The organism is Flavisolibacter nicotianae (genome assembly GCF_003628535.1).
Taxonomy (GTDB): Bacteria; Bacteroidota; Bacteroidia; order Chitinophagales; family Chitinophagaceae; genus Flavisolibacter; species Flavisolibacter nicotianae.
In genome coordinates this window covers 121,153-147,161 of record NZ_RBCI01000007.1, presented here as the reverse complement: position 1 = coordinate 147,161, position 26,009 = coordinate 121,153, and the positions used below count along the sequence as shown (strand labels likewise).

Sequence of the window (26,009 nt, the reverse complement as noted above, 5' to 3'; positions counted from 1 at the left end):
TTTATCTTCAACCCGTATGATCACCGTGCTTCAGATCCTTTTTGTTCTTTTTCTCATTGTGCTGATCATCCGGCTGGTTTTCCAATCCAGGCGGCCGGAAGCCTTGGTATTGCCGGAAAACACAGAGGAGATTCTGGCAGATTATGTTATCTTTTATGCTGGTCTTGATGAAGATGGACGAGCGATTTTCCTGGATAAGATGAAACGGTTTTTGTCAGCGGTAAAAATCACCGGCGCCAATGCGGAAGTCGAAGACCTGGACCGAATCCTGATTGGCGCAGCCGCGGTCATGCCGGTTTTTTATATACCGGACTGGGAGTACATCAACCTGCGGGAAATCCTTTTGTATCCCGGCAACTTCAATACGGATTACGAACAACAGGGGAACGAAAGGCTGGTATCCGGGATGGTAGGAACAGGCAGCCTGGAAAATATCATGATCCTGTCCAAATGGGAATTGCGCCAGGGATTTATCAACCGCAAGAATAACCGGAATATGGCCCTGCACGAGTTCGTTCACCTGATCGACAAGATGGACGGCTCACTGGATGGGGTGCCTGAAATTTTGCTGCAGCGAAAATTTGTACCGCAATGGAAGCAACTTCTCGAGCAGGAAATGGAAAACGTTCGCCGCGGCCAGTCTGATATTGATTTGTATGCCGCCACCAGCCCGGTTGAATGCTTTGCCGTTGTGTCGGAGTATTTTTTTGAACAACCGGAAATCTTCAGCGAACAACATCCCGATCTTCACGCCCTTCTGCAGCAGATTTTTATCCGGAAATAGCGCCATTCAAATTCCCCAGATTCAGAAAACCTTCGCCTTTTGCTATTGGTAAACGGCCAGATCACTATGCGACTTTATTTAATATTGTCCGTTACTTGCGGGCGGCGTTACAGCGTTTCCGTTGGTTTCCGAATGTGTGCCGGTGTCTTTCGTTACGACTGTTGAATCATGTTTTGTTTCCGTTGTCGTCGTGCTGTTTGTACAGCTGATTCCGACGGCACTGGCTATGAACAAGAAGACAAATAGTTTTTGCATGGCTTTCTGTTTTTATTTCCACAGCAAGTTAGTTTTTCTGGAAACAATTTGGGTCTATACTGCCATTGAAATGTATAGCTGATTCTGAATCGGTTGAGAATTCGTGGTCGCAGGCAGGAATGGAGAAGGTTCCAGGATGTTTATTTTTTACTCTTATCCTTGTGTTCGTCGTCGTTTTTTTCTTCCTCCCTGATGCGTAGAGGTTTGCGCAGCTTTTTCAGGTAGACGCGGGAATCCATATCCGAGTCTTTCGCCTTGACTTTTATAAAATCGCTCCACTCGTATTTATTCGAACCGGAACCGCCATTCACTTCGAAGCGAATGGGATTGTGTAAATCCTTCGCGGCTACAAACAAATCGTCTCCATCCAGGCCAAGAAGCGTAATCTTCTTCGTTTCCGAAGTGTAGAACGTGCGCTGGTAGTAGATTTTATCTTCTTTCTGTTTGCCACGGACGGTCACGGTCACACTGTCGCTGTTCCCGGTCAATTCAAACCGTTCTGCCTTGTCTGTGCCGTAAACCGTCACTTCCTTTGCGAGAAAACGGTAATAGCGCAGGACGTCCTCGGGCAGTGTTTTTTTGCGGAGGAGTAATTTGTTGGTAATGGCCTCCCCATGAATAGCGTATTCCTGGGCGGGCATACGCTTCACGGCTTCCCTGATCAGGTCATCGGTCAAGTTCTGTTGAAAGGTGTTGGCGATCCGAACCCATTCCGATTTTGGCAACTCGTTTAATAACAGGCGGTCAAGACTCCAGGCAACACCGTTAAGATTCACAATGTTGGATGTTTCTTCCGTTAAACCAATGGTATATTTCATGGTAAACAGGCGAATCAGTTTCAACAGCCATCCGTTCGAAGAAAAATAAGCCTGGTCCCGGTCTTTGGGAATCGCCACGTAGGTGGTTTTCCCGCTGCTGTCAAACGCCGCCCATTTCCATTGATCGTAGTGCCTGTCCCAGTCTGCAATCTGCATGTCGAGCAGGCGGGCATTCAGGTAGGCTGCCTGGTCAAGCTGACTGTGATGGTCTTCAAAAAGCTGTTGGAGCATCTTTTCCGTATTGCGTAATTCGACGCCCTGGAGAAGGTCGCGTTTTTCCAGGAGGCAAACCTTTCCTGCAAAAAGTTCCCTGTAGGGGGGTCCAAGTGCCGTATCATCTGGCACGAAGTAAAAAGATGGCTGACCGGCTTGCACGCCTGTGGCAGTTGCAAGCGGCGGAATGGTTAGCGGGGCAAACGGGTGCGCCGCCGACACCATGTCCTGTACGATTGAAACGGTAAAGCCGTTCCGGATAATTTTCGGGATGGCTGGCCGCACATCTTTGTCAACTGTCCGCAAGGCCCATTCAACACTGTCCCGGTCCAAAAGCCGCAACGATTTTGTTTGCTTTCCGCCACCAAGTTCTTTTACGGTCAGGCCAAGGCTAGCCATATCGAAAATGGGCAGTGCAACGGGAGTTTCCCATTCTTTCCTGTAATTGCTGCCCATAAAAAGCCTGCGAATTAGCGAAGGCTGGCTGTAGGTCTGGCTTGCAGCAACCGCTACCGAATCATGCGTTGATACACGGATCGGCAAAACAGATTGGGCCGTTAAACTACCGTTCAAGACAACCAACGGCAAAGCAGACCAAAAAAAACGGATCGCATTTATTTGTCTTCGATACATGACAGGCACGCTTAAGGGTAAACCGTAGATGCGCCGGAAAATCTTTCTAACAGGTGACATGACAGGGCATTCTACCGGACTTATCGCTATTTCCTCACTTACTAATTTTATGCCCGGCAAAAGGAACTGGATAGCCGATACACAATATAGCAGAAAGTGTTTTTAAATCGAAAACCCTGTCACATGTGTGTATTTTCCAGTGATGGTTGCTGGCGAAAATGCAGGAAAAAGAGTAAATTGAAATGCAGATTTTTTTTAAATGACCACCATCAGCAAGCCCAAAGTCGAAATCGACAGCGAGTTATTTGCGTTTCTGCAAACAGAAGAAAAACGCACAACGGTTGTTCATTGCAAGATCTATGCGCCTTTCCCCACTTTGGCCAGGATCTGGGACACGACTTATCTTTTGGAAGAAGGAGGAAACAAAGTTCTGCTGATCAAAGCATTTAATATTTCGGTTGCTCCCAATTGGACCTGGTTTATTCCCGAAAATGAGTTTTTCCATTTTACCCTCCTGTTTGAAGGCTTGAGCCGAACATGTTCCACTTTCCGGTTGGTGGAAGACATCAGGGAGCCAGGCGGATTTTTTTCTGGACGTATCCAGCGAAACAAGTCCGATGTTTACCAGGTCGAACTTTCCTATTAATTGTTCATTTTTTTCCGAATTCCGGCAAACCGGATATTTCTTATGCGACAAAACCGCCTGCAAAGCTGGGCTTCGTAAAAACGGAACAGAGCCGCAATGGGCAGCTCTGTTCCGGGTATTAAATCGTGAAAACTTGTATTAGGCAACTACAGCTTCTTCTACCTTGGCTGTTTTAACCGTTTTGATGATACGGGCAGCCACCTTGTAAGGATCCGCAGCACTGTTAGGGCGACGGTCTTCCAGCCAGCCTTTCCAGCCTCTTTCGACTGTACCGATCGGAATGCGGATTGAAGCGCCTCTGTCCGATACACCATATTTGAACTCGTGGATGGCAGCAGTTTCGTGCTTGCCGGTCAGACGGAGATGGTTGTCGGCACCATAAACTTCGATGTGTTCCTTTACAACTGGACGGAAAGCTTCGCAAATTTGCTCATATATTTCGCGGCTTCCGCAGGTTCTTAAAACGGTGTTGGAGAAATTGGCGTGCATGCCACTTCCGTTCCAATCCAAGTTACCCAACGGCTTGCAATGCCAGTTGATTGCAATATTGTATTTTTCGCCGATACGTTCCAAAAGATAGCGGGCAATCCAGATCTGGTCGCCGGCAGCTTTGGCGCCTTTGGCAAAAATCTGAAACTCCCACTGTCCGGCAGCCACTTCGGCATTAATACCTTCAACGTTCAGACCGGCTTCAAGGCATACATCAAGATGTTCCTCAACAATATGGCGACCATGCGCATTGCGGGCGCCTACGGAACAGTAATAAGGACCTTGTGGAGCGGGGTAGCCACCTTCCGGAAAGCCGATCGGCTTCTCTGTATCCGGATTCCACAGGAAATATTCCTGCTCAAAGCCAAACCAAAAATCATTGTCATCATCCTCGATCGTTGCACGGCCATTGCTGATATGCGCTGTGCCATCGGGATTTAAAACTTCGCACATCACCAGGAAGCCATTTTTACGCTGTGGGTCTTTCACAATGTAAACGGGTTTCAGCAGACAGTCGGAAGAGCCACCAGGTGCCTGCTCGGTTGAAGAACCGTCAAAACACCACATTGGGCAATCTTCCAGTTTTCCTGAAAAATCGTGTTCAATTTTTGTTTTGCTACGGAGGCTCTGGATGGGCTTGTAACCGTCGAGCCAGATGTACTCAAGTTTTGCGACTGACATAATCTTTTTTTGTTTTATGTTATTTTCGTTTGAATTGAGAAAAATCCATTTTTACTTCCGATGATTTCTACGAATTAGAAAAATTCAGGTAATCCTCTTTTTCGTAAATCGATCATCGTCTCGTCATGACAGCAGGCAATCGTTGAATAATAGGGCTAAAATAAATGAATTGAGTTATAAAATCACATATATTTATAAATAATGTGTATTATACTGCGACAATTTTGAGAATTTTGATGTTTATCAACGTTAAAACTTACCTTATTGCAGACCATTTGCCCTATAAACCGACACCTTCCGGTCAAAATTAAATTTATTTTTCCTCTAGTCTCAATGGTGTAACTATCCTATTTTATATTTTATATAATGTACATGATTATTTTAATATCAATACTTTAGGGATAATTAGTAATAAACTGTATCAGGTAAATAGGAAGACGTTTACAATTGAAAACGCCTGCGTGAAATCAATTCACGCAGGCGCTTGCTACAGTTTCCTATTCTTATGATATTTTATTTTAATGTAAAAGATGCGTCCTTTACGTTGTCTGAATTTGTTCCAATATAGATTTTGAAATCACCCGGTTCAGCAACCCATTTCAACTCTGAATTAAAAAACTTCAACTCTTCGATTGAAATAGGAAAACTTACTTCCCGGCTCTCTCCTTTCCGCAAGAAAATCTTTTGAAAGCCCTTCAGCTTTTTAACCGGCTGAGTTACCGAAGCTACCTGGTCGTAAATATACAATTGAACAACTTCCTCACCGTCGTAATTGCCTGTATTGGTTACGGTTACAGAAGCCTTGATGGTTTGGCCGGGTGTCATCGATGTGTTGCTAAGACGGATGCCGCTATAACTAAAGGTGGTATAACTCAAACCGTAACCAAAGGGGAACAATGGTTTATTCGACACATCCAGGTAATTTGAACGGAATTTTTGCGTTGGTGCATTTTCGGCCTGGGGACGACCTGTTCTTTTATAATTGTAATAAATAGGAATTTGCCCGACATTCCTGGGAAAGCTCATGCTTAGTTTCCCCGATGGGTTATAGTTTCCGAACAGCACGTCTGCGATGGCGTTGCCGGTTTCATGGCCACCGAACCAGGCCTGCAGGAAAGCCGTGGCCTGCTCGGTTTCCTTTTGAATCGTAAGTGGACGGCCGCTCATCATCACGACAACTACCGGTTTACCCGTTTTGCTTAAAGCATCAAGCAGGTTGCGCTGGCTCTCCGGAAGGCTGATATCTGAACGGCTGGCCGACTCTCCTGTAAACTCCGACGCTTCTCCCAGGATGGCTACGACTACGTCCGATCGCCGGGCAGCTTCAACCGCCTCGTCGATTAGTTGTTGAGGATTCCGGGAATCGAGGGAAATTTTTTCACCGAAGACATTTCCCATTTTTACCAGCGCAGAGTCGTCGGTGATATTGGCTCCTTTGGCATACAAAATCTGAACACCATTACCGGCAATGTTTTTAATGCCATCTATCACAGGAACAGAAAGCTGGGCATCGCCGCTGACGGCCCAGGTGCCAAGCATGTTGCTTTTATTGTTGGCCAGTGGCCCAACCAAAGCGATCGTTCCCGATTTTTTCAGGGGAAGAATATCGTTGTTGTTTTTCAGCAAAACCATGGAATGGGCTGCAAAACGGCGGGCTGCCTCACGTTTGTCGGTGCTGAGGACCTCTTTTGTCGCCCGGTCGGTGCTGATGTAGCGGTAGGGATCATCAAACAATCCCAACTTATACTTGGCCTCCAAAATCCGGCGGCACGCAATGTCAATGTCGCTTTGTGTAATCTTTTTTTCCTGGAGCGACTTTTTCAGCGTATTCAAAAAGCCTTCGCCCACCATGTCCATGTCCACACCAGCCTTCAAGGCCAGGGCCGAAACGGTCTGCAAATTACCAAGACCATGGTCGATCATTTCGTTCACAGCCGTATAATCGGTGACAACAAACCCCTTGAAACCCCACTGCTTCCGCAAAAGGTCTGTCATCAGCCAGCGGTTTGCCGTTGCCGGAATCCCGTCGATTTCATTAAACGACGACATCACACTTCCCACACCGGCGTCGATCGCCGCCTTATACGGCGGAAGGTAATATTCGTACATCCGGAGGCGACTCATATCGGTCGTGTTGTAATCGCGTCCACCTTCCGCCGCGCCATACAGCGCAAAGTGTTTGACGCAGGCCATGATGGTATTGTTGGCTTTCAGGTCGTTGCCCTGGTAGCCCTTCACCATGGCTTTGGCAATCTGGCTCCCGAGGTAAGGGTCCTCGCCTGCCCCTTCGGCAACCCGTCCCCACCGTGGGTCACGGGCAATGTCGACCATCGGCGAAAACGTCCAGCACAAACCGTCGGCCGACGCTTCCACCGCCGACAGGCGTGCCACCTGTTCTATCATACTCATGTCCCAGCTACAGGAAAGAGCCAGCGGAATAGGATAGGTTGTTTTGTAGCCATGGATAATGTCGGAACCAAAAAGCAGTGGAATTTTGAGGCGACTTTGGGTAGCCGCCAGTTCCTGCGCCTGTTTAATTTTGTCGACACCGATGATTCCAAATAGTCCGCCGACTTTGCCGGATTTAATTTTTGCCTCAACATCGGGATTTACAACCGAGCCCGTAAGGATTCCCCCGCCGGGTGTCAGTAAATTCAATTGACCAATCTTTTCATCCAGCGTCATTTTCTTCATCAGGTTCGTGATGAAGCTGTTCATCTTTGTGTCGTTTTGCTGCGCCCCGGCCGCAAGTGAAAGCGAGAGTGCTGCACCGACGATCATTTTTCTAAGCATAATCTTGAATGTTAGTGTATTGAATGCAGTTCTTGTTTTGTATTTATCGGATTCAATTTACCTGTTTTACCGCCGTCCGCTTCGACACACCATTTTCGTTGACCGCTTCGATCTGGAAATAATAGGATTTCTGGCTATCCATGCTTTTCATCCAGTATTCGTTATTGGAATGGACCATGATGCAGGTGTACAGTTTATCCGGTGCCGGGCCATAATAAATATTGTAGGCAAACGCGTCGTCTGAAGGGCGCCATTTCAGAAACGCACTTCTCTTGTCTTTCTCTGTGCGGAGTACTACAAAATCCTGGACCTCCGCCGGTTTGGCGCCGTTGCCATTGCCAAAAATCCGGAAACCACTGATAGCGAATTTGCCCGTTGGCATGTGTACATTTTCGAGACGAACAAAACGGGCCTGCACAGGCCTGTCCAGTTCCACATAGTCATGCGGAACATCTTTCTGGTTTTTACGTTTATCCACGAGGACATTCCACTTTTTTCCATCGATGGAATACCATAAAATATATTGATGGTATTGCCCGTTCACCTTTCCGAGGTGATCATCTGCCACGTCCTGGTCGGCATAGTTGACCTGCACGGCATTCACGGTTGAAACGGTACCGAGATCGGATTGGATCCATTCACCTGCATTTCCAGACTTTGCACTCCAGTAGGTTTTGGCCAATTCGTCCACGGCAAGATTGGGCAGGTAGCCGCCCAGCGTAGAGGAAACCTGCACCGCCTTGTTGTAGTTCAACAGCATCCAGCCGGTAAAATAGCGGGAAGGCGAATAGCCGGCGGGCTTCGATTTGCCGACGGACCCGGGTAAATAATGCGGATAATCCCCGAAGCTGGTATTGCACCACATCACGTCGTCTTTATCAAAACCTGCGGGCCAAATGCCTATTCTCCGCTCAAACGTATTCTTGACCGAAATAACGGTTGTTGCCACATGCCACCAGGCCTTGTCGTTGTCCTGGAAAGTGGCGCCGTGTCCTGCGCCCCGCACAAAGCCACCCAATTTGATACTAAGCGGGTCGGATTGCGGCGTAAAAGGACCAAGAGGAGATTCGCCCACAACGACTCCATCAGCATAGCCACTGAATTCCGTTCCCGGTGCGCCGTACTGGAGGTAATATTTGTTGTTGTGTTTTGTCATCCAGGCGCCTTCCATAAAGGGATCGAGAAAGGTATTGTCCATGTGCTCGCCAAAGCGTTGCCAGCCGTAACGCCAGTCTTCCAGAAAGTACATTTCTTTGCGTGTGCCAACCGGCTTTGCCGTTTGCCGGTTCAACTCAATTCCATACAATGGATACCGGTTGCTGCTGCCGTTGTACATGTACAATTTTCCATTGTCGTCGGTAAAGAAGGCCGGGTCCCATCCCCCGATCTCAAATGAATCAACCAAAGGTTTCCATTCGTTTGCTTTTGGGTTGGTGCTCATCCAGATCGAGAAGTTCTTGGTATAGGTCGAACCAAAAACAAGCATCGTATCACCCATAATGCCTACAGCGGGTGCACACAATTCATCATATACCTTGCGGCCGTCGAGCACTTCATTCCAGGGACGAAGGAATTTTTTTGAAACGAAATTCCAGTTCAGCAGGTCCGGGCTCCACCAATAACCCCACTGGTTGGTAGAAAACAGGTAATAATCGCCCTTGTAATTGACAATCACCGGGTCGGCAGTGGCACGATGGCGCCCCCAATTACTGAAGTTGGGAATTGGCGTGTACCCATAATCGATATTGATAGGGTTGCAATAGGTTTTTTGCTGGCCGTTTGCAACCGCCACAAAAAGCAAAAATGCAAGCGGGAACAATACCTTTCTAACACATTTTTTCATCGGTTCATTATCATTTAATAGTAAAGCACGAGGGGCTCGAACTCTTTCCGAAAAAAAGATTGCCCGCCTTGCAGGCTCTACTTTTTCCTTTCGTTTACCAACTCTTTGCGGTTTGCGTTCTGGCTTAAGGCTTTTGACTGATCACAGGAGACGAAAAGCCCAGCTTTCTCAGGCCATTTTGGATTTCCGGGATGCGCATGAACAGTTTCCACAACAAACCTGTCCGGTAGTTTTCCGTCATCACGACAATCGGTCCCTGGTCAATTGCCAGGTGGCTTTTGGCAAACCAGTTGTGCTGAAGACTAAAGCCGTCCACAAATCCATATTTACTCCAGATCCTGTCACCGAGGCTGTAATAAAAATAACGCAGTGCAGCCATGCTTTCTTTCGGTGTATACGGCAGGGAGGAAATTGCCGCAGTTGGTTGAATAACCCCCAGGTCCACTTCAGGACAATGTGCCACGTAACCTTTGTAGCTATCACCGGCCGTCAGCCCCCAACAGTTTTCACCATAGCCTTTAAAGCCTTTGGGATTTTCGATGCAGTAGGCACGGTTGATCAGCGTATGGTTTTTCCCCTGTTCAAAATAATCATTGCCCAGCGAATCTTTTAATTGCCGCGGATCGATTCCCATAAACGTGTATTGCACAAAAAAGAGCGGGCCACCTTTATCATAATTGCCAAGCGGCAGGCGTAATCCGTAATAGGTTTTCCCATTTTTAAACCCATCGCTGCCCACCCATGACCCGTCGTAAACCGCTTTAGAAATGGAATGGCGCGGAGAAGAAGCCGCCATAATGTAGGTAATCAGGCATTCGTTCCAGCCCCAGATCGGGAAGTTCATGTCAAAGCCATTGTTCGGGCTCCAGTGCCAGTACAACTTGTTCTGTCCGTTGGTATGCCAGTTCCAGTTGGCTGCATTCCACATTTGCCCGATGCGTTTGCGCAAATACACTTCTCTCGGAACGGTGCGGTTGAAATATTCTTTGGCGCAGAGAAATCCCATCAACAGGTACGATGTTTCCACCAGGTCGGCCGCATCGTCCAGCCGGTCGAACTTGATGGTCTTGCCCGTCCGGCCGTTCATAAAATGCGGGTAAATGCCGTGAAAGCAATCGGCATTGACCAGGAAGTCGGCGATCTTGATCAAACGGCGAACCGCAGTATCGCGACCAATCCAACCCCGTTCAACGGCCACAATGGTACCCATGATTCCAAAACCTGTTCCGCCAATAGCGCCGGCGTCGGGGCCAAAAGGCGTTTTGCTGAAATTGGGCTCGTCCCACGCTTCATTGATATAGTCCCAATAATGTTCCGCCCGTACCGTGTTGCTTCGTTCCAGCGCAAGCCCGCTTACGGGGTGGGCGCCATGCCAGAAGAAACGGAATGTCTGTTTTTGCACTGTTTCCAGCAACTGCTCATCCGAAAGCCCCTTTACGATTCCAGCCGGCGCTATGCTGTCCGGCCCATCGCCGTACCGCCCGTTCGGGTGCTGTGCATACAGAGCCGCTGGAAGCAAACAGGCCAGGAAAAAGGCGATCGTACTTTTCATCCACATGATCGGTTGGTGATTCTATTTTTTCAGCCAGGGACTTCGGAAGCCCAATTTTTTTAAACCGCTTTGCACCTCCGGGCAGCTCATAAACAATCGCCACAACAAGCCGCTGCGGTAGTTTTCCATCATTACCACTTCGGGACCCTGGTCGATTGCCAGGTATCGTTTGGGATACCAGTTGTATTGCTGACTGAAGCCATCGTAAAAACCAAATGGTCCGTAGATACTGTCACGCAGGTTGCCATACCAATTACGCAACGCTTTGAGTGATTCATCCGGCGTGTAGGGCATGGATGAAAGAGCCGCCGTTGGAGAGATCACTCCCAGGTCTTCCTTGCCGGGTGCATGCGCGGCATAACCACGAACTGAATAACTCGCCGTCAGACCCCAGTTATCGGGGCCGTACCCTTTGTAGCCCTTCGGATTGCTTACACACCAGTCGTAGTTGATAAGGGACTGGTTGCGGTTGTTTTCCCAGTAATCGGCATATTGGTCTTTTAGCCCTCTCGGGTCCAGCCCGAGGTAAGAATAATGTGCCCAGAAGAGCGGTCCGCCGTATTGGGGTTTGCCCTGGTGAAACAAGGTCAATTTGTGTCCAAAAGCCGACAGGGTGTCTTTGATTTTTCCATTCATGGCCCAGCCTTCATGATACACGTCTGCCGGCACGCTGTGGGTTGGCGAAGAGGCCGCAAGGATGTACATGATCAGGCATTCGTTGTACCCGTGCACCGGGAAATTCATTTCCCAGGCATAGGTCGGGCTCCAGTGCCAGTACAAAACATTTTTCCCGTTACGGTACCAGTCGAACTCCACTTCTTTCCACAGCTTGTCGATGCGGGCTGCAAGGTCTTTTTCTCTTGCATTTCCGTTGCTGAAATACTGGCGTACGCAAAGCAATCCCTGGGTCAGGAACGAAGTCTCCACCAGGTCGCCGCCATTGTCTTTTCTGCCAAAAGGTTTTACCCTGCCCGTTTCGCCATTCCACCAATGCGGCCAGGCACCATGAAAGCGGTCCGCGGTTTCGAGAAAGCGGACAATTTTTTCCATTCGTTCCAGTCCCTGTGTCCGGGTGATAAAGCGACGTTCAATTCCGACGAGAATAGCCATTATGCCAAAACCACTTCCCCCGCTTGTCACAACCATTTTGTCGTTTTCCGGGTAAATATTGTCCGCATGATAGCGTTCCCTGGCCATTCCGCTGTTTGGCTCGGCGCCGTCCCAGAAATAATTGAACGTGCGGTGCTGTACGTCGGTCAGCATTGCTTCGTCTTCCGGGGTAAGCGATACATTTTGTGCAAGCTTTTTGGCCGGTCGACAGCCCAGTAAGAGCACAAGAACAAGCAGTGAAAGTGTTCGTTTTTTCATTCGTCAATCAATCTTTAAATATGTGGGCTGCTAAAACCCAGGTTGCGCAATCCGGTTTTTACTTCGGGGCTGCTCATGAACAAATCCCAGAGCAAACCGCTGCGGTAATTTTCAATCATGATGATGATCGGCCCCTGGTCGATGGCCAGAAATGAATCGGCAAACCAGGGAACATTCAAAGAAAACGCATCAACAAAGCCATACTCTTTCCAGATTTTATCGCCCAGTACGTAATAGAAAAATTTCAATGCTTTCATCGATTCGGTCGGTGTATAGGGAAAAGAAGACAGGGCCGCTGTTGGTGAAATCACCCCCACATCATTGGTGGGTGAGGAAGCCGTGTACCCATTTGGAATATCGCTGGCTGCCAGCCCCCAGGTAGAATCGCCGTAACCGTAAAATCCCTTTGGGTTTTCGATTGCATACTGGTGGTTGATCTGTGAATGCGCCTTGTTTTGCAGGAAATATGAAGTCGCATATGTATCGGAAAGATCAGTTGGATTGATACCCAAAAAAGAATAATGGGCAAAAAACAGGGGCCCTCCAAAATCGGGTCCAAGCGGAAGCGTAATGCCGTAAAAACTTTTTCCATTCCTGATGCCGCCGTTGAGTGCCCAGCCATTGTCATATACAGTTTTCGGAACGCCAAATGTTGGCGAAGAGGCTGCCAGCACATAGGTGATCAGCGCTTCGTTCCAACCTCTGACCGGCATGTTCATCGCCCAGTTGTTCGATGGGCTCCAGTGCCAATAAAGAACATCCTCCCCTCCTTTTCGAAACCAGTTCCAGTCGACGCCTTTCCAGATCGTGTTGATGTCAGCCCGCAAAGAAGTTTCATCGGTGCCGGCATCGTTGAAAAACTGCCTTGCCGTCAGCAGGCCTTGCATCAGGTAAGAGGTTTCTACCAGGTCGGCTCCATTATCCAAACTACTGAAAGGAACCACATCGCCGGTCGCACCGTTTAGCCAATGCGGATAGGCACCGTGGAAAGTTTGGGCTTTGTTCTTTAAAAAACCGACAATCGTTTTCATCCGGTTCAGCCCTTCCGCCCGGGTTATAAAGCCGCGGTGGATAGCCGTAACGATGGCCATGATTCCAAAACCCGATCCTCCGGATGTAACAATATCACCCGAGGTGTTCCGTTCTCTTGCCAGGCCACTTACCGGGTGCCCGAAGTCCCAGAAGTAGCGAAAGGTTTGTTTTTGCACCAGCGTCAATAATTCATCATCGGTGATCGGGGGGAATTTTCGCGTAGAGTCAAGTGTCGTGACAAAACTAAAGCTGGTACCGGACGTCAGCACAACCCCGGTCGTTGCTTTTAAGGTGTTACCTAAAGAAAAAGTGTACCTGGTAATGGCCGCCAATGGTGCCGCAGGTTGGATAATAAGAACACTGTCTCCTTTCGAATAAGACGTTGTCAAACTCACGCCGCCACTCCCACCGGTCAGGCTGATCGCCGACGATGTCACCGACGAACGGTCCACTTTACCGTCGAAGCGTAGTTGCACCGAAGGCGTCACCGGCACATTGTAAAGAGTGGCTGTAACCGGCTTGCCGTTTAACTGAAAGCCGGTGAGAGTGAAATTTGGCGGCGGTGGCGGCGGCTCCGGGCTGGCCGACTCCTTTTTGCATCCTGCCAGGAGTAAAAAGATCGTTGCGCTGAAAAAAAGAAAAAAGAATCGCATGGGATCATTTATAGTTTATTCCGTTTTACGGTTGCCTGAGTGAATAAAAGTCAAGTGGCCCGTTGTTCTTTGCCAGCACCAGGACGCTCTTTCCATCAGCACCTTTCAGCCATTTGACATCCCTCATTTCCCCGCTTTCAGCAGGGAGGTTTGACCGGTAAACAAACTGTTTTTTCTGCCTGTCAAAGGAAAAAACCGTTGGCTGCAACGCATCGTAACGGCCTTCGTAGGGTATTGTTCCGTAAAAGTTTCCAACAGCCAGAAACATCGATTCGTTTCCCTGCTGAAAAGACGTAAACTTCATGATTGGCGCCAGTTGAAGTTCGTCCGGCAAATCAACACGTGTAAAGTTACCTTTTCCGTCGCTCAGGAAAGCCGATGAACCCAATACTTCTGCCGTCGACTCCGTATAATCTTTGAACAAATCGTAGAAAATATAATCCACCGTTTTACCGGCCACTTCGCTGTAATTGAGATAGGCTTTTTTCAATACCGGCAGGGCTCTTTCCAATTCGTCTTTGGCCAAAAACGGGTACTGCTTTCCATCAATCGTGTAACACATCACCTGGTCGTACGAACCGTTGTTGTCAAAATCTTTCACATACAGTTTGCAAGGGCCGTTTTTACCCGCCCACAGTTTTGTATTGTGGCCCCAGTTACCCGCCAGGATATCCGGCTGGCCGTCACCGTTTACATCGGTTGTATATACGGTTTGCCATAGGCCGGACGAATTGGCAAGGCTTGTTTTTTTAAACGTCCCCTTGTTGTTCAAATAAACCGTAACGGGCATCCACTCGCCTGCCGCAACGAGGTCAGGCCAGCCATCCCGGTTCAGATCGGCGAACGATGCAGAAGTGACCATACCTAAATTCAATAAGTCAATTACAGTTTTGGGGGCAATCGAAAACTTTCCGCTGCCATCATTCAGGTACAGGTAAGAACTCTGCGGGATGCCATACCGGCGGGGATCACAAAGAAATCCGACAAATACATCCTGGTCGCCATCTTTATCGATATCGGCAACGGTGACGCATGATTTGTTTTCGTACAACTGCGGAATGGCCTTTGGTGAAAAGGTAAAATGGCCCTTGCCGTCGTTCAGAAAAAGCCGGTCGGCACTGGCAATGTCGTTCGAGGGCATCTCGTTGCCGCCGCTGACCACCCACAAATCCTGGTGACCGTCACCGTTGGCGTCGAAGAAAACTGCATCCACATCTTCACACACCATAAACCGGTTGAAAAGCGCCGTGTCGGAGGCGAGAAAGGTTCCGTTTTTCTGCCGGACCATCATTGCTCCAGGCTGGCCTTTCGCCCCGCAGAGGTACATGTCTTCAAGGCCATCTCCATTGACATCACCTATTGCCACCTTTGGTCCCCGCGTACTCTCCTGGTGCGGAATCAGGTACTGTACATTAAAATCAAAAAAATCATTTTCCCTGTGCGACCAAGGAAGTGCCATTTTTGCCGTCACGTCATCAAACTGATTTTGCTTAGCGGGGAAAAACTGCTTGTAGTCGAATTTCCCGGTTGCATTTTTCTGTGAAACAGAAAGGGCTTTGTTTGAAGGAATATTCTTAACGACCTGGAATTTCTGGTCGGGCCAAACGATCACCAGGCTATCGATTATGGCAAGCGAATCAAGTCCAAAATGAAGCCGTGGTTCGGAGGAAGATTGAAATCCTCTTGTGGTCATCATTTGCTGGTACTGGATTCCTTTTTTCGAAAAAAGGTAGGCTTTTGCTCCTAAGCCGAACCGGTTGGTGCTGTCTCCTACGAACGAGAGGGAAAGCTGGTTTTTTGGAGGCGCATTGTTTTTCAAAACCAGAGCAGGCGAATTCAGGCAGTTGACCACGAGGTCAAGCTTTCCATCATTGTCAAGGTCGGCATAGGATGCGCCGTTATAATAACCTTTCATGTTACCGGTGCCCCAGGCTATACTCAGGTCCTGGAATCCGGTACCATCGCCTTTATAAAAAAACGGGTGTGACGCACCGTCCGGCATGGCCTTGATGGCTTCGTCATCGAAAGCGTCCGTCCGGTCCATACCCTTCATCTTCAGGTCGGAAGCAAAACGAATATAGTCAAGGTCAACGGGCCGTTTGACGATCCCGCTGGAAATGAACAAATCCTTTTTTCCATCGTTGTCGAAGTCGGCAAAAAGCGGGCTCCAACTCCAGTCCGTGGCCGCCACGCCGCTGATCAATCCAACATCGCTAAAACTGCTTCCATCGCCGTTGTTTCGCTGCAGGCAGTTTCGTGAATACTGGTATTGGTAGCCATTCATTTCCAGCTTCAGCTTGTAGATCTCCGGGTTTTCATCACTGCCATAAGTTTTGACTGTTTTTTCATCACCGGGCAGCATGTCTACCGTCACAACATCCAACTGCCCGTCGTTGTTGTAATCCGCGATATCATTGCCCATGCTAAACCGGCTATAGTGGCGGAAATGGTTGGCACCGCTTTCGGTAAAACTTCCATTTCCATTGTTGATATAGTAGTAGTCATTCTCGTGGAAATCGTTGCCAATATAAAGATCGTCCCATCCATCGTTGTTCAAATCTCCCACGGCAATGCCAAGACCGTAGCCAAGATTGCTTTGATAAATTCCTGCCTCTTTGGAAACATCGGTAAACTTTCCTGTTGTCTTTAGATCGTTCCGGTAAAAGCGGTCACCCGACAACGAATCGTACTTTCGGCGGTTCGACGTATCGACAATGTTGGCGTGGGGATGGTGCGATTGATTCAAAATGTAACAATCGAGGTCGCCATCGTGGTCGTAATCAAAAAAAGCGGTTTGCGTGGTAAAACCGGAAAAGTCGAGACCCATTTCCCCGGCTTTTTCCGAAAAGGTGTTGTTGCCGTTGTTGATGAACAGTTCATTGCGGCCCTTGAGTCCATATTTGTTGGCAACGGCACTGACGTAAATGTCCAAAAGCCCGTCCCCGTTCACATCTGCCATCGTCACACCCGTGCACCAGTCGGACGTGCCGGCCACGCCGGCTTTCGCCGTAATGTCCTCAAACTGGAAATTGCCCTTGTTTAAATAGAGCTTGTTGTGGCCTTTGCTGTTCGCTGTAAAATAGATATCGGGAAGTCCGTCGTTGTTCACATCGCCGGTGGCCACTCCTCCACCGTTGTAATAATAGAGATAGTAAAGTATGCTGAATAACTTTTTCTTTTCAGGTGTATTGGTGAACGAAATTCCTGTTTTTGCTGCAGGCAAACTCTCAAACAGCGTTTGTTTTTGCTTGCAGGAAAGAAGGGAAAAAACAAGAAGGGAAATCATCAAAAATCTTGTTTCCAAAAATATGGGCCTGGCGGTTTTCATGTTTCACTGTGCGTTATTGGTGACTGGCTTTCGATTGATTTAAAAATTTTTTTGTTTCTTCTGCGTAAACCTTGATGTAGTGGGTACGGAGAAAAGCCACGGTTGGTGCATCTTTTCCCTGCAAATAAACGGCGATTGCGTGGGAAGGTTGTTTGGGCATGTGGCAATCGATACAGTTTTGCCTGATCGATTCCCCGATCGTTGCGGTCAACTTACAGGTTTTTCCATGTGATTCGCTGTGACAGTTCATACACCGTTGCGAGAAAATTTGGAGCCTGTCTTTTTCATTTTCATGCGTATTGTGGCAGTTCAGACAGGTCAAATTACTGCTGGTGAAACACTTGCTCAGGTAAAGCAATCCCGCCTGGTTTCCGTGCACGTCGATATTGTCGGCATTCATCATTGCCGCCTGTAGCGAGAAAAAGTTGGAAAGCGTATCGCCGGCCTGGAATTGAAATGAGGGTTTTGTTTTGGACAGCGCTCCGCCGTGACACAGAAAACACAGGTCCAGTTGGCGCTCACGGGGCAGTTTGGCAGGATTGACAATGTACTTTGCTTCTTTGCTGTTGTTCTTTTGGTGATAGGCGACATGCATGGCCGCAGGGCCATGGCATTTTTCGCATTCGATGCCGAGGATGATCCGGTTGCGGTCGAAACTTTCGAGTCGTTGTGATGTATCGTTTAACTTTTCAACAAAGGTGCTGTGGCATTCCAGGCACCGCGACGTTATCGGCCGGTCGAACATCGGCTTTCGCGGCGAGTAGCCGGGACTGTTCGACCATTGATCCATCGCCGTAAACCAGGTCATCGGAAGTTGTACCAACTTGTTGTTTCGCCAGGAAAGATAGCTTTGTCCTTTCCGTCCCGATCCTACAACAATGTCGAATTTTTCTTTTCGCACCTCTTTACCGGCGCTATACTCGACCTGGTAAAAATCGTCTCCCCTTTTTTCCATTGCCACGCTGGTAAGAGGATCAAATTCAAAACTGTTATTTCCGGCACCAAAACGTCCCAGGATCGTTGTTGCCGTAGCTGGCGACGTAGACAGGTGGTGTTCCGTGCGGAGATGTTTTTCATAAATGTCTTTATGGCAACCGGCACAGGTCCCCGACCCTGCAAATTGTTTGTAAGCGTCGTCTTTCGGCTGGGCATTCTTCATTTTGCCATCGTTCACGCATTGAGTCAGTAAAAGAACTGAGGCAATCAGGAACGTAATGGCAACCGGCAATTTCTTCTGGGAAAATAAACATTTTGTTTTCACATGAAAAGTATAAAGGCTGACACAGAGTGTTCAGCCTTTATGATTTGATTAGAAAAAGCGGAACCGTGCTTTTATAACTTGCTGTTGTATAAGTTGGCAACTTCCGCAGCACTCAGGGCCTTGTTGTACAGCCTGAACTGGTCCAGCCCGCCATTGAAAGGTTTCCCCCAGTCGGTTGTTTTTCCACCAAGATAAAAGCCCGACACTTTTGTGTAATCGAACTTAATCGGACCATGACCTGCCCACGATAAAACTTTGTAAAGAACGCCATCTCTGTAGACGCTCATGTTGGACGTCGTTTCATCATAAGCAAAAGCCAGGTGATGCCATTGATTGTCCAGGATGTTGGGCATCCGGTTGTTTCCTGTTAGTTCAAACCAATGGTCGCCGTTTCCGACTTCGGCAACCATCAATTTAATCACGGCAGAATCCAACGTCGTTCCGGCGCCTTTGTTATCGACAATCAGCAACATGGCTGAATTGCTCCAGTGTCCCTGCGTAGAAGGAACACTCATCACGAACTCGGCATCGCCGCCGGTCACGCCATTGTGCTTTTCCCAAAATGCAACCGTAAAACTAGTCGACTTCATAAAGTCATTGGCGTTTACATACGACAGGCTCTTGTTGCCGTTGCCGATATAAGCGGTGCCATGAACGCCGGGACCATATTTTAAAGATGCATCCGGAAAGAAACTTGGATAACCGGAAACGCTGTCTTTAAACCGTTTGTTGATCTGCTGGTCTTCAGCGGATGTTGAATCAAAGCTGACGAAAAACCGGAGCGCCGTTGTTGGCGTAACAAGATTGTCCTTTTGGTAATCACCCAACGCAGGTTTGTCCATTTTCTGGCAGGATGCAAATCCTGCGACCGCAATGACTGCAGCCAGTATTTTGAATGAAATTTTATTTCTTTTCATACTATTTGTTTTTTAAGTCGAGATTATTGCCATTCCGGATTTTGCGTCAGCACACCGCCGGAAAGGTCAATTGCTTTTTGCGGGATTGGGTAATACCGGGCACGGTTGCTGTAGCCCAGTGGTCCCAGTTCAGTTTGCGCATCGCCCCATCTTACGAGGTCGTAGAAACGGTAGCCTTCCATGGCAAACTCCCAGCGTCTTTCATCTTTGATGGCTTTGCGCATCTGGGCCTGATCCTGGAAAACAACCGGAGGCAATATAGTATTGTTTCCACCTCTAGCCCTTGCCCTCACCAGTTCGAGTGTGGAAGCAGCCGTCGCCCCATCGTTCAGTTCATTCGCCGCCTCCGCTTTCATCAAAAGAACATCAGCATATCGCAAAATCCGGTGATTGATCCAGCGGGCATCGTGCAGATGGCCCGTCAACTGGCGGACAGCAGGATCGGAATAAACTTTCTTGTTCCAATAGGGCTGCTCGAGCTTGGAACCCGGTACGTAGGGCGGCAACGTTCCACCAAATCCGGCGCTGTCAGGACCGCCGTCAAACCGGCCGGAGTAAAGGATCGTAGCCGACTTTCTTGGGTCGGAGGAAGGCCACTGGGTTTGCAGTTTTTCCGTTGGCGTATTCCAGCCCCATCCCAGGTTCCAGGTTTGGTCGGAGAAACCTGGAGCCGTCCTTACATTTTGCGAAGTACCAAAATCAACACCATAATCTGTACCTGGTGCTACATAGGCCTGCATTTCCAGAATGGACTCTGGTCCATTTTTGCCTAAACCATTGGGACCCTCGCGCCAAACGTCGGTAAATTTTGGTGCAAGTGAATATTGGTTGGAGGCAATGACCTGGTTGCATAAACCCAATACCATCGCCCAGTTTTGTCTGAATAAATAGGTTTTTGCCCAAAGCGTATTGGCAGCGCCACTAGTCAAACGGCCGGGAAACGGATTTTGGCCTGTTGTACTATTGAACCAAGTGAGAGGTAGATATTGGGCAGCGGCTTGCAGATCTTTGTCGATTAAGGCATAAATTTCTGCAACGGTTGATTTTGGTCGAACGCCTTTTGATGCCTCTGTATAAAAAAAATCAATTTTCGGTACCTCTCCATATGCTTTAACCAATTCGAAATAAGAATAGGCCCTGAAAAAATGTGCTTCGCCAATATTTCTCAGCGATCCAGGGTCGTTTAACTTCAGCGAATCCGCAGTAAACAATAACTGGTTCGCCTTATTGATCAGGTAGTAATGATCGTTCCAGTAGGTGTTTGTTGCCCAATCATCCTTAGTGTATTGAAACGTTTCAAACTCGGCATTGATTTCGGCGCCATCTGTCGCGCTGCTACCCTTTTGTGCATCGTCATCGCGAATACTGTTGAAATCCAGCCAGGGCAATGTGTTGTATCCCGCATAGGTATTAAAGACTGAATACATGCCAATCGCCTGACCATCCACAGCACTACCATAATCAGTCAATGTCGCAGACAGAGGCTTTCTGTCAAGGAATTTTTTGCAACCGGTAATTGAAAAACTGGCTGCAGTTAGGAGAAGTAATCCGAGTAAAACCTTAGTATTTTTTTTCATTTCCGAAATTTCTGTAGTTAACGAATTAGAACGTCGCATTCAAACCGAACGTGATCACTCTTGGCAAAGCACCACCGGCTTCATCAAATCCAAACGCGGTTGCACTGCCACCATATTCTGCGGTATAGCCAAAATTGTGTTTCCATGTCTTCAGGTTCTGCACGTTTCCATAGATCCGCAGATTCTTAATTCTTGCTTTCGACAGCATGCCCGGGTTGAAATCATAACCAACCTGCAGGTTCCGGATTCGGAAATAGCTGCCATCTTCGATGTTGTAGGTCGAACCGTTGTAGTTGAAACGGTCACCCTGGCTGATGATCGGCTCCCAGTTGGAAGTACCTGGACCATGCCACCTGTCGACTTTAAAAGCGGCATAGTTCACACGTTGGAACGGTGATTCCAGTGAGCCCCATACCCGGAAGATTTCGTTACCGTAGACACCACCAAAATCAGCACTGATGTTTAGGCGCTTGTAGGTCAGTCCGATATTGCCACCGTAGATAAAATCAGGCGTAGGATTGCCGATAATGGTGCGGTCCTTCGCGTCGATCACGCCGTCTCCATTTACATCCTTGAATTTAAAATCGCCGGGACGGTAGGAGCCAAGTGAACTTGCCGGGGGAGATTTCAGGATGTCCAACTGGCTTTGGTAAATACCTTCAACCACATAACCAAAGAAAGAACCAATCGGGTAACCAGGCATTGTACGTGCTTCCGCACTACCATTATTGGCTCTCGCATCAATAATGATACCTCCGGGCAGTGAAGAGGCAACACTAACCACTTTATTTTTCATGAACGTAATATTGCCGCCAACTGTAATACGAAAGTCACGGTTGATATTTTGATTCCAAGTCGCCATCAACTCCTCTCCCCAGTTCTTAATTTCACCACCATTTTCCAATTGATTGTCCAACCCCAATGAACCAAGGCTAACGTAAGTCATCATATTTTTGGTCTTCTTGGTATAGTAGTTAGCTTCAAAATGCAAACGATTTCTAAAGGCATTTAATTCAAAGCCAACTTCTGATGCATTTACAGTTTCCCAGCGTAGATCCGGATTTACGCGGTATTCAGGCAACGCTCCACTGGCGAGAATCATACCGAATGGTACTACTGTGCCACCCGACTGCAAGCCTGGATACGAAGGATAGTCACCGCTGCGTCCGTATGTACTTTGATTGCCTAACACGCCGGTTGATCCTTTCAACTTCAGGAAATTGATGGCGCTGAGGCTTTGCATGAAATCTTCTTTGCTAAGCTCCCATGCCGCACCCACAGACCAAAACTGCTGGTGGCGGTTTTTCTCCGGAATCCGGGAAGAAGCATCGTCACGGAAAGATGCGTTCAGATAGTACTTATTCTTATAATTGTAAAGCCCACGGGCCAGGTACGAAACGGTTGTGTATTCACTCTGATTGGAACCGGCACCGTTTTGAGCAATTATACCGAAACCATTATTCAGGTACCACAAACGAGGATTGTTGGGAATCGGAAGAGCTGATGGTCCAGTTTGCTGGCTCGACGTACCGTATAGCTGGGATGTTCCAAAGAAATAGGTTGTAAAACCACCTGTCAAACCCAGGTTGTGAGCGCCAAATTGTTTTTTATAATTCAGAATATAGTCCTGCTGGAATTTCTTCCAGGTCTGGTTGCTTTGATAAACGCTTGTCCGCTGGTTTTGCAAAAAAGCTGTGTTGTCGGATGGAGCGTATGCATAATAAAGCGGCGTGTACTTCCGGTATTCAACCGTGCTGATATCAGCATACCAGGTTGGCCTGAAATTGAAGTTCTTTAAGAACATGATATCGGTGTACACATTCCCGACATAACGGTTTTCGTAGCTGATCGTCTTGTCCCATTCGTTTTCCAGAACCAGCAGGGGGTTCACTACGCCGGAACCCTGGAGAGCCAGCCCGGAATACAAGTTGGCCATTATGCTGTCCGAACCGTACGGGTTTTTAACCAGGAAGGGTTTGGCTTCGGCCGAAACCTGCGGCTGGATTTTCCGTGCGGCATCCAGCACCCAGGTCGCGTCGTAGGGGTTGTGCTGCCTGGAAGTATTAAAGATGACACCAATTTTCACTGCATTGCTCAGTTTCACCTCGTCGTTCAGGGAAAGCAGCATCCGGCTCAATTGTTCATGCTTGATTATGCCTTCGTCATAGATATAACCAAGACCCAGTCCAAACCTGTTCTTGTCCGTACTGGTTGAAATATTCAGGCCCGTGTTGCTGAAATGGCCCGTTCTGGTAACAGCATCGATCCAGTCGGTGTTGCTGGTGAACTTGGAATAATCAGGCGTCGCAACGTTGTTGTTCGCATTTTCTTCCGCAAAAAGGGTAGCAAATTCGCTGGCATTCGCCATTTTGATTTTGTCCACCAGTTGCTTGAAACCATACGACGTATTAAAGTTGATGACCGTCTGACCGGCTCTTGCCTTCTTCGTTGTGATGGCAATGGCACCAGTTGCGCCACGAACACCAAAGATGGCCAGCGACGAAGGGTCTTTTAAGATCTCGATGGATTCAATGTCTGTTGGGTTGATGTAATTAATATTATCCTGTAAAATTCCATCCACCACGTAAAGTGGGTGTACCTGTCCGATACTCACCGTACCACGGATGCGGATGTCCGGTTCCTGTCCGGGTGTACCGCTGTTCACGATATACAGACCCGGTACCTTGCCTTGTAATGAAGCAACCGGGTTTGTGTTGGGTTTGTCGGCCACCTCTTTCCCGGCAACTTTGGTAATGGAACCGGTCAAATCCCGCCGCGAGGCGGTACCGTAACCAATCACCACAACCTCGTTCAGGTTTGCAGAAGCGGAGGGGGCCAGGCTCACATTGAAGGTCGTGTTCGAACCGACTGTGATGTCCTGGGAGGTATAACCAACATAGCTAATTACCAGCACGCTGTTGCTTCCCGGAACAGAAATCGAAAAATTACCTCCCGCATCGGTCGTTGTACCATTGCTGGTACCCCTGACAACGACAGAAACGCCTTGCAGCGGTTTCTGAGCTTCGTCAGTCACTTTTCCCGACACGCGGGTTTGCGCCGTTACCTGTAAACTTGCCAACAGGAAAATGGCGACAATGGCCATCATTCTCGCGAATAACAGCCGTCTCACGTTGAATTTAGTAGCAGTCATCATTTTTTAATTATAATCTAAATGGGTAAAAACATTGCTGTGGGATCAGGGCGCAGTCTTTAAAGACCGGACATCTTTCAGGAAGAATTATTCCTCATAGGTTTGCTGCGTTTTGTTAGGTTTTCGTCTTTGAACAACTGAAAGAAGGTGTCAGATCGTACGGCATGAAAAAATGATGCGTTTCCCGGGTTGATTTTTCGAAAAGGCAAACACACCCTATGCTCAACACTGCTATTTAGGTTTACGAAGAGGTTGTTTTCATATACTCCACCAGTCAATCGTCCATCGCTTTAGAAATTCGGTGTAAAGTAAAAGTTTAAACAACAATTTTTAAAATGATTTTTCTCACATTAATAGAATAAAAAGTTACAGAAAATGCTGCATGGAAAAAACCTTTTTTTGCAAAGCATGAATACGGCCGCCTGTACTGCCACTGTTGGCTGGTTCAAATTTTTTGCCGGTGAAAAGTGATCGTCGAAAAAATTAGCTGCGAGGCAAAATCTGCACCGACGGCCTCTTTTAGTAATTTCGATTTTGATTGATCACTGTTACAGCTTACACAAATGAAAATACGCAGACTCATCCCCCTATTTATTTTATTGTTCCTTTCCTCGTTTTTATTGAATGCTGGTTGCAAGAAAGACGGCACAGTTTCACTGTCACCGGGCAACCCGGCAGATTTGGGCAGCGTTGATGTGTGGCTGACGTCGAGCGACAAGGTTCGGCTTTTGCAAAAGCAAACACCGCTGCAGTTTGGAAAAGAAGTCGGCTTAAACCCAATTATCGATGTGGATACAACACAAACCTATCAGACGGTGGATGGTTTTGGCTATACGCTGACAGGAGGAAGCGCTGTCCTGATCAACCGGCTGCCGGCTGATCAAAAAGCGAGCCTTCTGCGGGAACTTTTTGGTAAAGATGAAAACTCCATTCGGGTGAGTTACCTGCGGATCAGCATCGGCGCCTCTGACCTCGACAGCGCGGTCTTTAGTTATGACGACCTGGCCGCCGGACAAACCGATCCGACCCTCGCGCATTTTTCACTTGAACCGGACAAGAAAAATTTAATCCCTGTTTTGAAGGACATCATCGCCATAAATCCTGCAATCAGGATTCTGGGTTCGCCATGGTCGCCGCCAACCTGGATGAAGGATAATGACGCGTCGAAGGGTGGCAGCCTGAAACCGGAATACTACGGTGTTTATGCCAACTATTTTGTCCGTTACATCCAGGCTATGAAGGCTGAAGGCATCACCATCGACGCCATTACGCCGCAGAACGAGCCACTGCATCCCGGCAACAATCCCAGCCTTTATATGACCGCGGCCCAGGAAGCCGATTTCATCAAAAATCACCTCGGTCCTGCTTTTAGGTCGGCAGGCATCCAAACTAAAATCATCGTATACGATCATAATGCCGACAGGCCGGACTACCCTATTTCCATTTTAAACGATGCGGCAGCTAAAGTCTTCGTCGACGGGTCCGCCTTCCACCTCTATGCCGGCGATGTGAGTGCACTCTCGCAGGTGCACACTGCGCATCCGGACAAAAATGTTTATTTCACCGAACAATGGACGGGATCGACCGGGACATTTAGCGGCGACCTGCAATGGCATGTGAAAAACATTATCATCGGCACCATGCGAAACTGGAGCCGGACAGCATTGGAATGGAACCTGGCCAATGATCCGGATTTTGGTCCGCACACGCCGGGCGGCTGCACGCAATGCAAAGGAGCGATAACAATTGGCAACTCCATCGAACGCAATGTGAGCTATTATATCATTGCCCATGCCTCCAAATTTGTTCCGGCAGGCTCTGTTCGCATTGGCAGTACGCAGGCTGGCAGCATTCAGAATGTTGCTTTCAAAACACCTGAAAACAAATTTGTACTCATCGCGGTCAATGACGGCGCCAACGTCGCTTCATTCAATATCCGGTTTGCAGGAAAGGTTGTGCCGGCAACACTTCCTGGTGGAGCAGCAGCAACCTATGTCTGGCAATAATTTGTATTT

General features: G+C 48.2%; 15 protein-coding genes. 3 read left to right on the top strand and 12 right to left on the bottom strand.

Features of this window, described 5'->3' with window-relative positions; translation table 11 throughout:
• The first annotated feature begins 16 nt into the window (after positions 1-16).
• Positions 17-784, top strand: a complete 768-nt coding sequence (locus D6024_RS18065) for a M90 family metallopeptidase (protein ID WP_121356157.1) — start codon at positions 17-19, stop codon at positions 782-784.
• Positions 785-1,179: 395 nt separating this feature from the next.
• On the opposite strand, the gene D6024_RS18060 is transcribed toward D6024_RS18065, so the two are convergent.
• The gene (locus D6024_RS18060) at positions 1,180-2,703 is read right to left on the bottom strand and encodes a hypothetical protein (protein WP_162944866.1); all 1,524 of its coding nucleotides are present in this window, start codon (positions 2,701-2,703) and stop codon (positions 1,180-1,182) included.
• A 259-nt stretch (positions 2,704-2,962) separates the two neighbouring features.
• On the opposite strand from D6024_RS18060, the gene D6024_RS18055 reads away from it, so the two are divergent.
• The gene (locus tag D6024_RS18055; protein WP_121356155.1) at positions 2,963-3,349 is read left to right on the top strand and encodes a hypothetical protein; all 387 of its coding nucleotides are present in this window, start codon (positions 2,963-2,965) and stop codon (positions 3,347-3,349) included.
• A 138-nt stretch (positions 3,350-3,487) separates the two neighbouring features.
• On the opposite strand, the gene D6024_RS18050 is transcribed toward D6024_RS18055, so the two are convergent.
• The 11 genes from D6024_RS18050 to D6024_RS18000 form a co-directional block, all read right to left on the bottom strand.
• Entirely contained in the window at positions 3,488-4,519 is a 1,032-nt protein-coding gene (locus tag D6024_RS18050) for a glutamine synthetase beta-grasp domain-containing protein (RefSeq protein ID WP_121356154.1), read from the bottom strand.
• Positions 4,520-5,032: 513 nt separating this feature from the next.
• The gene (gene bglX / locus D6024_RS18045; protein ID WP_121356153.1) at positions 5,033-7,312 is read right to left on the bottom strand and encodes a beta-glucosidase BglX; all 2,280 of its coding nucleotides are present in this window, start codon (positions 7,310-7,312) and stop codon (positions 5,033-5,035) included.
• A 52-nt stretch (positions 7,313-7,364) separates the two neighbouring features.
• Positions 7,365-9,155, bottom strand: coding sequence for a family 43 glycosylhydrolase (locus D6024_RS18040; RefSeq protein WP_121356152.1), 1,791 nt, complete (start codon positions 9,153-9,155; stop codon positions 7,365-7,367).
• Positions 9,156-9,279: 124 nt separating this feature from the next.
• Positions 9,280-10,707: a glucoamylase family protein gene (locus D6024_RS18035; protein WP_121356223.1), complete on the bottom strand. Its 1,428-nt coding sequence runs from the start codon at positions 10,705-10,707 to the stop codon at positions 9,280-9,282.
• Between the two features lie 21 nt (positions 10,708-10,728).
• Positions 10,729-12,075: a glucoamylase family protein gene (locus D6024_RS18030; RefSeq protein ID WP_121356151.1), complete on the bottom strand. Its 1,347-nt coding sequence runs from the start codon at positions 12,073-12,075 to the stop codon at positions 10,729-10,731.
• Between the two features lie 14 nt (positions 12,076-12,089).
• A complete protein-coding gene (locus D6024_RS18025) occupies positions 12,090-13,760 on the bottom strand; it encodes a glucoamylase family protein (protein ID WP_121356150.1) in 1,671 nt (556 codons plus the stop codon).
• A 25-nt stretch (positions 13,761-13,785) separates the two neighbouring features.
• A complete protein-coding gene (locus D6024_RS18020) occupies positions 13,786-17,046 on the bottom strand; it encodes a VCBS repeat-containing protein (RefSeq protein ID WP_162944865.1) in 3,261 nt (1,086 codons plus the stop codon).
• 55 nt (positions 17,047-17,101) lie between these two features.
• Complete coding sequence (locus tag D6024_RS18015) at positions 17,102-18,349, bottom strand: multiheme c-type cytochrome (protein ID WP_162944864.1); 1,248 nt, start codon at positions 18,347-18,349, stop codon at positions 17,102-17,104.
• 71 nt (positions 18,350-18,420) lie between these two features.
• Complete coding sequence (locus D6024_RS18010; protein ID WP_121356147.1) at positions 18,421-19,266, bottom strand: LamG domain-containing protein; 846 nt, start codon at positions 19,264-19,266, stop codon at positions 18,421-18,423.
• Positions 19,267-19,289: 23 nt separating this feature from the next.
• Positions 19,290-20,843 carry a RagB/SusD family nutrient uptake outer membrane protein gene (locus tag D6024_RS18005; protein ID WP_162944863.1) on the bottom strand — a complete coding sequence of 518 codons (1,554 nt, stop codon included), beginning with the start codon at positions 20,841-20,843 and terminating at the stop codon, positions 19,290-19,292.
• Between the two features lie 25 nt (positions 20,844-20,868).
• Complete coding sequence (locus tag D6024_RS18000; protein WP_162944862.1) at positions 20,869-23,949, bottom strand: SusC/RagA family TonB-linked outer membrane protein; 3,081 nt, start codon at positions 23,947-23,949, stop codon at positions 20,869-20,871.
• A gap of 608 nt (positions 23,950-24,557) precedes the next feature.
• Between D6024_RS18000 and D6024_RS17995 the strand changes: the two genes are divergently transcribed.
• Positions 24,558-26,000 (top strand): glycoside hydrolase family 30 protein, encoded by a 1,443-nt coding sequence (locus tag D6024_RS17995; RefSeq protein WP_121356144.1) that lies wholly within the window; start codon positions 24,558-24,560, stop codon positions 25,998-26,000.
• Positions 26,001-26,009: the final 9 nt, after the last annotated feature.

Coding starts and splice junctions, on each gene's coding strand:
- D6024_RS18065 (WP_121356157.1), top strand. CDS start 17: ATGATCACCGTGCTTCAGATCCTTTTTGTTCTTTTTCTCATTGTGCTG.
- D6024_RS18060 (WP_162944866.1), bottom strand. CDS start 2,703: ATGTATCGAAGACAAATAAATGCGATCCGTTTTTTTTGGTCTGCTTTG.
- D6024_RS18055 (WP_121356155.1), top strand. CDS start 2,963: ATGACCACCATCAGCAAGCCCAAAGTCGAAATCGACAGCGAGTTATTT.
- D6024_RS18050 (WP_121356154.1), bottom strand. CDS start 4,519: ATGTCAGTCGCAAAACTTGAGTACATCTGGCTCGACGGTTACAAGCCC.
- bglX (WP_121356153.1), bottom strand. CDS start 7,312: ATGCTTAGAAAAATGATCGTCGGTGCAGCACTCTCGCTTTCACTTGCG.
- D6024_RS18040 (WP_121356152.1), bottom strand. CDS start 9,155: ATGAAAAAATGTGTTAGAAAGGTATTGTTCCCGCTTGCATTTTTGCTT.
- D6024_RS18035 (WP_121356223.1), bottom strand. CDS start 10,707: ATGAAAAGTACGATCGCCTTTTTCCTGGCCTGTTTGCTTCCAGCGGCT.
- D6024_RS18030 (WP_121356151.1), bottom strand. CDS start 12,075: ATGAAAAAACGAACACTTTCACTGCTTGTTCTTGTGCTCTTACTGGGC.
- D6024_RS18025 (WP_121356150.1), bottom strand. CDS start 13,760: ATGCGATTCTTTTTTCTTTTTTTCAGCGCAACGATCTTTTTACTCCTG.
- D6024_RS18020 (WP_162944865.1), bottom strand. CDS start 17,046: ATGATTTCCCTTCTTGTTTTTTCCCTTCTTTCCTGCAAGCAAAAACAA.
- D6024_RS18010 (WP_121356147.1), bottom strand. CDS start 19,266: ATGAAAAGAAATAAAATTTCATTCAAAATACTGGCTGCAGTCATTGCG.
- D6024_RS18005 (WP_162944863.1), bottom strand. CDS start 20,843: ATGAAAAAAAATACTAAGGTTTTACTCGGATTACTTCTCCTAACTGCA.
- D6024_RS18000 (WP_162944862.1), bottom strand. CDS start 23,949: ATGATGGCCATTGTCGCCATTTTCCTGTTGGCAAGTTTACAGGTAACG.
- D6024_RS17995 (WP_121356144.1), top strand. CDS start 24,558: ATGAAAATACGCAGACTCATCCCCCTATTTATTTTATTGTTCCTTTCC.